This is a genomic window from Herbaspirillum sp. SJZ107, from assembly GCF_006715485.1.
Taxonomy (GTDB): Bacteria; Pseudomonadota; Gammaproteobacteria; order Burkholderiales; family Burkholderiaceae_D; genus Telluria.
Genome location: NZ_VFNH01000004.1, coordinates 520,073 through 530,354, shown reverse-complemented (window position 1 = coordinate 530,354; position 10,282 = coordinate 520,073). Strand labels below are relative to the sequence as shown.

Sequence of the window (10,282 nt, the reverse complement as noted above, 5' to 3'; positions counted from 1 at the left end):
CCCGGCGCCGGCGGCGCTGACAGATGCACGGTTATCCTTTGTACGCAGGCCACCCAAGCCGACTGCTTGCTGTTCGTGACCGAGCTGGACGCGGCTCGGGTGTCGAGCGATGAACGTCGCGGCATTAAATTGCTCACGACGTCACTGGGTGCGTCGGTCTGGGAAAACGCGTTGATCGTGTTCACCGGCGCTGATAAGGTTGACGCAGACGATTTCGAGGGTAATCTGAAAGAGCGCACGAGCCTGCCTCGCGAGGCGATCGCGGTGTATGCGCCGCTGCACGCGGCCTACATCCTACCTGATGGTTTCGAATACGTCGCTGCAGCTGCCAAACGGCAAACCGTGGCTGAACGAACTGTTTATTTTGACAGACCCGAGGTGACCAGCTTGCCGGGGTCGGCAAGGATGCGCTGGGCCCCTTCGACTTGCTCGTTGTCTCTCAGCACCCGGTCCAAGGCGTCGAACAATTCGGTCGCCTTCTCCTCCTGCGCCGAAGTGGGCGGCGGTATGGTCACCCAGTCGCGTATGATCTGGGCGATCAGGCCACGCACGGTCTGCAGCTTCTCTTCGACCTTGAGCATGACGAGCAAGTGTGGCGCCGCTTGGCGCTGGTCGTGCTTGCTGGCCTCGCGGTACAGCGTGCGTGCGCTGATGAAGTTGTCCTCGTCCTCAGTCCTCGAGAGCCAGTTCAAAGTGCCCGTTGTCATGGTTTGTTCCTCGTGTCATACACCGCCAGCGGTGATGCTTCTTCCATCGATAGAACGTCAGTTCCGAAATGCCCAGTTCGGGCACGATATCGCTCACCTCCAATGCCGAACTCTGCCTGCCCGAGAATCGAGACAATCTGTTCCGCTGGGAACCGTTTTCGTTTCATGGTCACACTCCTTCTCCAAGGAAAAAGTTGGACCAAAACTCATCAAGGAAGTTGTCCAGTTTTGCCGGGGCGGTTCACAAAGTACGGTGGGGCTTCGAAATTCAATGACGAAGTCCGGTGCAGAACCCGGAACCGCGAATGCTTGAGGTGAGGGTGGGAGTTGATATCATCCGCGCATTTGTAGGCCGCTGCAAAGCCCATTACCGCCATAGCAGAGTTTTACGTAGGCAAGCTGACCTAGAACGCGAGCTTCGATAGCGACTGGCCAGCTTCGATCGGTTCGACTACCAATCTTGAGCGGCCTTAAGGCTAACCCTCGTCGGATCGCTTAATCTCGAAAAAAGCCCGCCGAAGCGAGCCTTTTTAAACCACAGAAGGAGAGTTTCCAAAACGAAACTCACTCCCACTCGATGATCAATAGATGATGTAAGCCTTTGAATCAACTGAAATTTTCGTCGTGTTCCTGGCCGAGTACCATTCACGATACCATGCCAAATCGTTGATCCTTGACCCGGCAACAACGGGCATTACCTCGATTTTACCCTGCCACGACCGCTATTCCCGCCGTTGAGTCCTATGTGCATGGTATCGCGAATGACCTGCCGCCGGCCAGACTCAAACTAACCGGCCTCGTCAGAAGCCGGGGTGGCTCAGACGCGCGGTCCAGCCTTCTTCGAGGGGTCACACACATCCCACGTTACGAATCTGGCGGTGGGATTCGTATTGCGTCCCGAAACCCGCATGGCTACTGGCGTTCAGCCAATACCACTTCAGCGCCTACCCTTTCTCATTCCCTTACATGTATTGGTCGAAGCAGGACAATGAAGGACGATCTTGCACTCATCATTGCCTGCATTACCAAATGCCTAATTCTACCTCCAGACAGCGGAACAACGTTCCGTGTCGATTGGTAGGCCTCCTTGAAGGCCGGCTGCAGACCATCTCGAAAACAGCGTTGCAGGCGTCCTCATCCTCACGAATCAGTTCAACGAAGGTCGATTATTCTTGGCGGGAATTCAGGTTTCCGACATGCCGCACTGTCAATACGGCTTGTTTTACCCGTATCGGCCATATCTTATTCCCTGTCCCCCAGTTCCACGGCAATGGATTGTGCAATTTCCTTCGTCAGCTGCATCACCGTTCGACATGCCAGCGTCAACTCGCCATGACGCGACATGGCCAAGGCAATGTGGCGAGGCACGTCCGGTTCAATCAGCTTCGATGACTGAAGCCGACAATCTTTCGAAGCGTCGGCGATGGCATAGGGCCCCAGCAATGCATACATGCCGCCATCAGAGACAATGCGAGTCTGCAGGCGCAATGAATCCGCTTCGAACGCCACGTTGAGGGAAATGCCGAGCTCCAGGCTCAGATGATGCAAGCGATCACGCCAGCTGTTAGGACGGCAGAACATCACAAGCGGCAACTCATGCAGCGACGAGAACGGCACTGTCGGCTTGGAAGTGAGTCGGTCGCCGGCAGCGCCGACAAGATAGGTCGCCGTCTCCACCAGGTAGATGTCGCCGTGCTTTGGCGTCGGACTGTGCCGGAACAGGATGGCGAGATCCACGCTGCCGTTTTCGAGCCAGGTCTCGAGCTGCGCCCCCTGGCCTTCCCGCACGCTCATCTGGATCAGCGGATAACGCTCCCTCAGTCGGTAGTACAGGGTGCTGACCAGCGGATGCGCAGTCGAGGGCAGGATGCCGATCCGTACCTTCCCCATCGGCTTTCCTGCCGTGGTATGGATATCGGTCACAAGCTGGTCCGTGTTCGACAGCCATGCCCGCACCCGGGGGGCAATGCGTTGCCCCAACTCGGTCAGGACGACCCCTCGCCCCGTGCGCTGGAACAAGCGTCCGCCGCATTCCTCCTCGAGTTCGCTGAGCCGGCGACTGATATGCGGCTGACTTGAGCCGTAAGCCTCGGCGACCTTGCTGAGGCTACCAAGCTCGATGGCGTCGATGAAAAGCTTCCAGGCGGCATAGTCCATCGCCTCTCCTTACGCTTACTTGCTTCCTCGAGATCAAGCATACTTACTCCGTATATCTGACATGTGCTTTTCGCCAGTTACTGCACTTCTCTTCGACTCCTACACTGCAAGGCATGCACGGTACCGACCTTGAAGATTCTGAAGCAAGCGGCGGTGGCGGGCTTCCCTGTCAAGACACTTCGTCCAGGGTCAAACCATTCCAACATGTTCGAAGGAGATACCATGAAAGCACTTGATCTGCGCGGCCTCGTTCCTGCTCCCGTCACCCCTTTCACCCGCGATGGCGCCGTTGACCATGACGCTATCCAGCGCCTCGGCTCCTGGCTCGGAAGCATCCCTGGCGTCAAGGGTCTGGTGGTGCTGGGCCATGCGGGGGAAGGCACTTTCCTTTCCCAGGAAGAGCAAGCAGCGGTTATCCGGAGCTTCAGCAAATCGGTTGATGGAAAGCTGCCCATTATTGCCGGCATCACGCTGGAAGGCACCCAGGTCGCAGCCGAGGAAGCCAAGCGGGCGGTAAAAGCAGGCGCCGCGGCCGGCCTCGTCTACCCGTCCCATGGCTGGCTGCGCTTCGGCTACCAGAAAGGCGCGCCTCAGGACCGTTACCGTGCCATCTACGAAGAGAGCGGTTTGCCGCTCATCCTGTTTCAGTATCCGGACGCGACAAAGGCAACCTACAACCTCGAGACCCAGCTTGACATTGCCGCACAACCGGGCGTCTTCGCGATGAAGAACGGCGTGCGCAACATGCGTCGCTGGGACACCGAAATTCCCGTCATCCGCCGCGAGAACCCGGACCTGCAAATCCTGACTTGCCACGATGAATACCTGCTGCACACCATGTTCGATGTCGATGGCGCACTCGTCGGCTATGGCGGGATCGCTCCGGAGCCCCTGGTCGAGCTGATCGCCGCCGGCAAAGCCAAGGACTATGCGAAGGCACGCGCCATCCATGACCGACTGCTGCCCGTGACCCGCAGTGTCTACCATCGCGGCTCGCACATGGAAGGTACGGTGGCACTCAAGCATGCGCTGGTGGCGCGGGGCATCCTGGAGCATGCGACCGTGCGTTCGCCTCTGTTGCCCCTCGAGCCGGGCGCCGAAGTCGAGATCGCGAATGCCGTGCGTTCGGCCGGCCTGGCTGAAGTGAAGGAGCGCGCTGCAGCCTGAGGCCTGCAGTCCCCGGCGGCGGAATGCATTTCGGTTCCGCCGCTTCCATTGGGGCGCCCATTTTCCGCTTGTCCGGCCTGTGGAACACTGGAGTATCCATGTGCATTCGGTGCCGGAAACCAAAACGCTGTCGATATCCCTAGCGATTTACACGCCTCGGACGAAAGGAACAAGGATTGGCGCACCAGTCATGGCAGGCGTTAAACCGATTAAGAGCGTCAAGCGCTCTAAGGGGCGACAGACCCCGACAAGAAAAATAAGCCCGATATTTGGAGACATCATGGACACCACTGTACTTGATAGTAAATTGCACGCCGCGCAGCTTCTGTTTCGAATCGAAAACGTTCCCTTCACCCGGTGGCACACCAAGGCCCGCATCATCATGGGCAGCGCTACGCTCTTCGATGCCTTCGATGCTCTTGCGCTGGCATTCGTGCTGCCGGTGCTGGCCAGCCTGTGGCACCTTGCGCCCAGCGATATCGGGTTCCTGATTGCGGCCGGATATCTCGGTCAAGTCGTTGGCGCACTCATGTTCGGCTGGCTTGCAGAGCGCCTTGGGCGCGTTCCCAGTGCGACCGTGACCGTCGGTCTCATGTCCGTCATGAGCATCATGTGCGTCTTCACCGGCAACTTCCATATGCTCTTTCTCGCGCGCTTCATCCAGGGAATCGGAGTCGGTGGGGAGGTGCCGGTGGCAGCAACCTACATCAACGAATTATCCCAGGCCCATGGACGCGGTCGCTTCTTCATTCTGTATGAACTGATTTTCCCGCTCGGCCTGCTCGCCGCGGCCCAGCTCGGCGCTTTCCTGGTGCCGCGCTTCGGCTGGGAATATATGTTCCTGGTGGGCGGGATTCCGGGACTCATTGTCACGTTCCTCATCCTGCGCTTGCCGGAGTCGCCGCGCTGGCTGATTTCCAAGGGACGGTTCAGCGATGCGGAAAATGTCATCAAGGGTATCGAGGCCAGCACGCCCAGGCGCAATCTCGATCCACAGCGGGATGTCGGCGAAGTCAATCAGCGTGTCGCCCACCTGCTTGACGGCCTCCAGGGGCAGAAAAAAGGATCGTGGAAGGAATTGTTTTCACCGTTCTACCGTGGCCGGACCGTGGTGGTGTGGGCGCTGTGGGCCAGCTCCTACTTCATTGCAAACGGCATCAACAATTGGTTGCCGAGCTTGTACAAGACGGTCTACCACTTGCCGCTGCAGGAGTCGCTGCGCATGGCGTCGCTTTCAAACGTGCTGAGCGTCCTTGCCGTACTTGCCTGCGCGTTTCTGGTCGACCGCATCGGACGCCGGCGCTGGGCCATGATCTCTTTCCTGGTCAGCGGCGTGCTATTGGCAGCGCTCGGTACCCTGGGTGCCGGCAGCCCGTGGTCCGTGATGATTCTCGCTTCGTCGGCCTATGCGGTGATCGGTAGCACGACCGTATTGTTGTACTTGTACACGCCGGAAATCTATCCGACCCGGATGCGCTGCATCGGCACCGGCCTCGCAACCTCATGGTTGCGTGCGGCATCGGCTGCGGCGCCTGCCATCGTCGGGGTCGTACTGACTGGTCAAGGCATTGCGGCGGTATTCCTGATGTTCGCATGCGTCAGCGTCATCGGTTTTCTGGCGACGACCCGCATGATCGAAACCACCAACCGCGCCCTCGAAGAAATTTCACCTTGAGTCAATCCGACAGAGCGCTCCTCACGGCCCGACGCGTAAAGCGACGGGTCATAACAATGCATGAGCGAGGAGACATGAAGGCTCGAACAATGAAAAGATTCATCGCGAGCGCGCTCGTTGTCATCGGCAGCCTGCCTGCGATCCATGCAGGGCGCAGTCCCTGAAGATATATGGCCTGATCGGGGTATACAGCGGCAGCTTCAAGCGTAGCGGCGATCCGGCGGCCACTCGACAAATCAACGGCGGCGGCCTGAACACCTCGGTCATCGGGGTCAGGGGGAAGGAGGATTTGGGCGCTGGCTTGAAAGCCGTTTTTGGCTCGCAAGCTTTTACCGTCCCGGCACCGGGGAACAGGGCCGTAACCCGAACGATCAACGCATCGGTGCGGGCTTCGAGATCCGCACTTCGCGGGCGCCCGGCTCTGTGTACAGTGCTGGGAGAGGGAATATCGATCATGAGGGGCGAATGCGGGCGGGTTGGAGCGACGTATCGAAACATTCTCGTACGTCGCGCTGTACACGGTTCTAGAACAAGTGACGTATCCCGAACGCATTCGTGCTCGCGTATCCTGCATTACTCTTCTTGTCACCAGTATGGATCAGGTACACGTCGGTACGTTTCGATAGCCGATAATCGTAGCCTAGCGAACTCGTATTGCGATGCGTCACCGCCGCCTGTGCAGGGGAAAGCCTGGTGTGAGCACTCTCCAGCATGACCGTACCTCGCTCGCCCATCGGGACCGACAAGCCGAGATCGACAATACGAGAAGAATTACCCCTTTCGATGCTCGCATGCCCGACGTTGCCGTAGACCTTGACTGGTCCGAAGTTGTAGGCAACGCCGGCCAGGTAGGCTTTCTGCTCGACCGGGAGTGGCGTATTGATGTTGACCCTCAGCCGTTGTGCGCTCACGGCCGCGCTCCATTTGCCGCTGTTGTAATTGGCATGCAGGCCGAGATTCGCAACGCCAGGCCTGCCCGACTGTTCGCCAAGGCCGTAGTCGGCGCTTGCCCGAAATCCGTTCAGGTTCGTGGTCGAATAGCGGATGACGTTGTTCCAGACAGTATCCCCAAGCACATTGCTTCCATAGGCCGGGACGAAAGTCTGAAGAGCAAGCGGAGAAAAGACGACCGAGGTACCAAAGGGGCTGAGCTGGAGCATTGCCGAATACATTGGATTCGTCTGGCGGCCCAGCGTGATCCTGCCGAAGTCACCCTCGACGCCAACCCAGGCATTACGCGACCAGAACGGGTCGGTTGCGTTACGGCCCTGCTCGCCCGTATCGGGACGATAGAAACTTTCGAGCGACCAGATGACGTGGTTGGCGCCGCCCAGGTCTTCGGTTCCCCGGAAGCCGAGGAAGGACGTGGTCAGGCCGCCGCCATTGAGCTGGGTGACTGCCCGTGGCTCGCCGCTACGCTTCACGCTGCCGACATAGGCCCCGATCAGACCATATATCTCGACAGACTGCTGTGCGGCTGCATCTGCGCAAAGCAGGCATGCAGCGGCCCCGACCGCGGCCAGCACCGCCTTGTTTTTTTCGATTTTCATGTTGTCTCCGTAGTGCCAGTAGCTTGGCTCAGGGTGAGATTTCTTCGAGCGAACGGTTGGTAGTTTCGATCATGCGCCAGGCGGCGATCAGCCCGACAAGCGTCATGCCAGCGAACATCAGGAACACGGTGGAGATGCCATCCTTGGCCAATACCAGGCCGACGATCGCCGGCGCCGCTGCCGAGGCCGCACGCAACCAGGAAGTGGCGAGGCCGGTACCGATGGCACGGATCCGGGTGGGATAGATCTCGGGGGTGTACAAATACAGCATGACGGTTGTGGTTCCCATCACCGCGTAAGCAGCGGAGCCGAGAATCATCACGTTGGTGGCGCTATGCGTACCGAGCATGACCAGGCCCACGAGCAACAACCCGCCTATGAAGAAGCTGCCAATGGCCCAGCGCCGGCGGCCCGTACGATCGATCAGGAGCGCGCAGCACACAACCGCGCAAGTGCTCAGCACGTTCGAGAGCGATGCCATGCGCAGCGATTCCTGCAACGGCAGATGGTAGACCGTCTTGTAAAGGCTGGGGAGCCAGTTGTTGATGCCGTTTGCCACGAAATACGCGCTTGCCCATAAGACCCAGACGATGAGCGTACGCGTACGGTAGACGGGCGAGAACAGCTCTTTCCAGGAGCCTTTTTTCTTGCTTTGCAGGGTATTGGCAAGTTCGACGGTGCGCGCTTCGCATGCGGGCGCTTCCTTGATCGGATCGAGGTGGCGGCCGGGGCTCACCTTTTCGATGGAGGTGATGATATGGTCCGCTTCGGCGTAGCGTCCGCGCCCGATCAGCCAGCGTGGCGACTCCGACAAGCGGAACACCAGAAAGCTGATCACGAGCCCGGGTATGCCTCCCACCAGGAACATGTACTCCCAGCCAAAGCGTGGCACGACATAGGCGCCGATCTGGGCCGCCCCCATCAGGCCGATCGGAAAAATCAGTTCGTACAGCAGAAAGAACCGGCCGCGTCCCTTTGCCTGCGACAATTCGTTGATGTAGGTGGCCGCCACCGGGACTTCGCCGCCAACGCCGATACCCTGGATGAAGCGTGCCAGGAACAGCATGTTGATGTTACCGGCCAGGGCACAGCCGATACTCATCACGGACATCAATCCGATCGTGATGCCGGCGCTGCGGATGCGCCCGATGCGCTCGGCCAGCCAGCCGAAGAACAGCGCGCCCGCCACCTGGCCCAGGTAACCCGCAGCGATAAGCAGTCCGACCTGGCCCGGCGATATCTTCCACAGGCCGATCAGCACCGGCAGAACGAAGGCGAGGGACAAGGCGTCGAACGCATCGAAGAAGGTCGCGCTTCCCATGATGATCCTGGCCCTGGTATGCCACCGGCACATATGTACGTTTTCCAACCGAAACAATAGCCGTGCCGCCTGCGTGATGCTTTGTTCACCCGCGGCAACTGACTCCTCGTGCGCCTTCAGTCCGGCCGAGTTGTTTGCGATGCTCATGATGTCTCCGTGATTGAATGTTCATGCCGTCTGCGCGGCCTACGTGAGCTTGCTGGTTATGGTAAAAACTTCGTTTTATTTCCTATTTGCAATATTCTGGGCATTAAGCGACTGTTTCATGCGCAGGCACAGCCTACATACGTCTATGCATGCCTGTTTGCGAAAACGGCAAGCGTCGCCTCGATATCGTCCGGATCGATGCCACGGGTGATGAACACGAGGCGGGTGCGGCGATCGTCACTTGGCCAGGCATCGAGGATGCGTGGCGGGTGAAACACATGCTGGACACCATGGATGACGACAGGCCGGTCCGGATGTTCCCGCACCTGTACCAACCCCTTTACCCGCAACAGATCCGGGCCGCGCATGGCGGTCATCACATTCAGCCATGACTCGAAACCGCCCCACGAGACAGGTTCGTCAAGCACCACGGCGTACGAGCGGATACCGTCGTCATGATGATGAGCGTGGTCGTCGTGATGCTCTCCGTGATGCTCGTGGCTTGCCGCGCGGGCAATCCACTGGTCGCTGTCGCTTGCCTCGTGCGAAGTCGCGCCGCCGAACAGGACGTCCGGCGCGATCTGGCCCTGAAAGGCCGGATATAGGGGCGCACCTGGATTCAGTGCTTCCAGCCAGCCTTCGAGCTCCTGGCGCTGTTCCGGCGTGCATAGGTCGGTTTTCGTCAGTACCAGCCGGTCGGCCAGGGCAGCCTGGTGCCGCGCCGCTTCGTGGCGATGAAGGGTGTCCGCGCCGTTGACCGCATCGACGGTGGTGATCAGGCGGTCAAAACGGAATTGGTCCCGGATCGACGGCTCGGCCATCAGGGTATGCAGAATCGGCGCCGGATCGGCCAGGCCGGTGGTTTCCAGCACCACCCGGTCGATGTCGTGAACCGCGCCTTCATCGGCCAGGCGCTTCAGCGTGGCCAGCAAGTCGCCGCGCACCGTGCAGCACACGCAGCCGTTGGCCAGCAGGACAAGCTCTTCACGTGTCTGCTCCAGCAGGTCGTGATCGAGGCCGACTTCCCCGAATTCGTTGATGATGACGGCGGTACGGGCGAAAGCGGGATCGCGCAGGATATGCGAGAGCAAGGTGGTTTTTCCGCTGCCCAGGAAACCAGTCAATACCGTGACCGGCAGCGGGAGAGCGGTTTTCGCAATCGTGCTCATGTGGCTCCTCTCAACCATGAAGTTTGGCGAATGAACGCAAGGTCTTGCCGAGGCGGGTCAGGATGAACGCCGGCGCGTCGATGCCGGCGCCGGCCGGCGCTTCCTTGCCGGCCAGCGCGCCGAGCAATGCGCCGATGCTCCACTTGCCATCCTCATCGCGTCCACGATGACGCAGCAGCGCCGCGACATCGGCGCGATCGTTGCGCTCGGCCTGGCCGAGCAGGTAATCGACGATGTCCTGCTCGAAGTCCTGCAACTGCAGCGTGACACCACCCACACTGCAGGCGCAGCTTCCCGCCAGCGCCACGTGCTGGCGCGCCAGGCGGTCCCAGATATCGAGCAGTTCCCGGGCCTCGTCCGATACAGCGTGGGTGGCGTGCTCCATCGCT

Annotated in this window: 8 protein-coding genes; 2 read left to right on the top strand and 6 right to left on the bottom strand. The window is 59.7% G+C overall.

Annotated elements, in window-relative coordinates; genetic code table 11:
* Nucleotides 1-359: 359 nt before the first annotated feature.
* Complete coding sequence (locus FBX97_RS25265; protein ID WP_141837906.1) at nucleotides 360-707, bottom strand: hypothetical protein; 348 nt, start codon at nucleotides 705-707, stop codon at nucleotides 360-362.
* Between the two features lie 1,242 nt (nucleotides 708-1,949).
* The gene (locus FBX97_RS25260; protein WP_141837904.1) at nucleotides 1,950-2,864 is read right to left on the bottom strand and encodes a LysR family transcriptional regulator; all 915 of its coding nucleotides are present in this window, start codon (nucleotides 2,862-2,864) and stop codon (nucleotides 1,950-1,952) included.
* Nucleotides 2,865-3,086: 222 nt separating this feature from the next.
* Here FBX97_RS25260 and FBX97_RS25255 point away from each other — a divergent pair, with 222 nt between their 5' ends.
* Complete coding sequence (locus tag FBX97_RS25255) at nucleotides 3,087-4,031, top strand: dihydrodipicolinate synthase family protein (RefSeq protein WP_141837902.1); 945 nt, start codon at nucleotides 3,087-3,089, stop codon at nucleotides 4,029-4,031.
* A gap of 280 nt (nucleotides 4,032-4,311) precedes the next feature.
* The gene (locus FBX97_RS25250) at nucleotides 4,312-5,706 is read left to right on the top strand and encodes an MFS transporter (protein ID WP_141837900.1); all 1,395 of its coding nucleotides are present in this window, start codon (nucleotides 4,312-4,314) and stop codon (nucleotides 5,704-5,706) included.
* A gap of 524 nt (nucleotides 5,707-6,230) precedes the next feature.
* Here the strand turns inward: FBX97_RS25250 and FBX97_RS25245 are convergent.
* From FBX97_RS25245 to FBX97_RS25230, 4 genes are all read right to left on the bottom strand, one after another.
* Nucleotides 6,231-7,256, bottom strand: coding sequence for a porin (locus FBX97_RS25245; protein ID WP_141837898.1), 1,026 nt, complete (start codon nucleotides 7,254-7,256; stop codon nucleotides 6,231-6,233).
* A 28-nt stretch (nucleotides 7,257-7,284) separates the two neighbouring features.
* Nucleotides 7,285-8,724 carry an MFS transporter gene (locus FBX97_RS25240; RefSeq protein ID WP_141837896.1) on the bottom strand — a complete coding sequence of 480 codons (1,440 nt, stop codon included), beginning with the start codon at nucleotides 8,722-8,724 and terminating at the stop codon, nucleotides 7,285-7,287.
* A 143-nt stretch (nucleotides 8,725-8,867) separates the two neighbouring features.
* Complete coding sequence (locus tag FBX97_RS25235; protein WP_141837894.1) at nucleotides 8,868-9,893, bottom strand: GTP-binding protein; 1,026 nt, start codon at nucleotides 9,891-9,893, stop codon at nucleotides 8,868-8,870.
* 10 nt (nucleotides 9,894-9,903) lie between these two features.
* A complete protein-coding gene (locus tag FBX97_RS25230; RefSeq protein ID WP_141837892.1) occupies nucleotides 9,904-10,278 on the bottom strand; it encodes a hypothetical protein in 375 nt (124 codons plus the stop codon).
* Nucleotides 10,279-10,282: the final 4 nt, after the last annotated feature.

Bases quoted from the DNA above. Each gene is read 5' to 3' on its own strand.
- FBX97_RS25255 (WP_141837902.1), top strand. From the start codon at position 3,087: ATGAAAGCACTTGATCTGCGCGGCCTCGTTCCTGCTCCCGTCACCCCT.
- FBX97_RS25250 (WP_141837900.1), top strand. From the start codon at position 4,312: ATGGACACCACTGTACTTGATAGTAAATTGCACGCCGCGCAGCTTCTG.
- FBX97_RS25265 (WP_141837906.1), bottom strand. From the start codon at position 707: ATGACAACGGGCACTTTGAACTGGCTCTCGAGGACTGAGGACGAGGAC.
- FBX97_RS25230 (WP_141837892.1), bottom strand. From the start codon at position 10,278: ATGGAGCACGCCACCCACGCTGTATCGGACGAGGCCCGGGAACTGCTC.
- FBX97_RS25240 (WP_141837896.1), bottom strand. From the start codon at position 8,724: ATGAGCATCGCAAACAACTCGGCCGGACTGAAGGCGCACGAGGAGTCA.
- FBX97_RS25260 (WP_141837904.1), bottom strand. From the start codon at position 2,864: ATGGACTATGCCGCCTGGAAGCTTTTCATCGACGCCATCGAGCTTGGT.
- FBX97_RS25235 (WP_141837894.1), bottom strand. From the start codon at position 9,893: ATGAGCACGATTGCGAAAACCGCTCTCCCGCTGCCGGTCACGGTATTG.
- FBX97_RS25245 (WP_141837898.1), bottom strand. From the start codon at position 7,256: ATGAAAATCGAAAAAAACAAGGCGGTGCTGGCCGCGGTCGGGGCCGCT.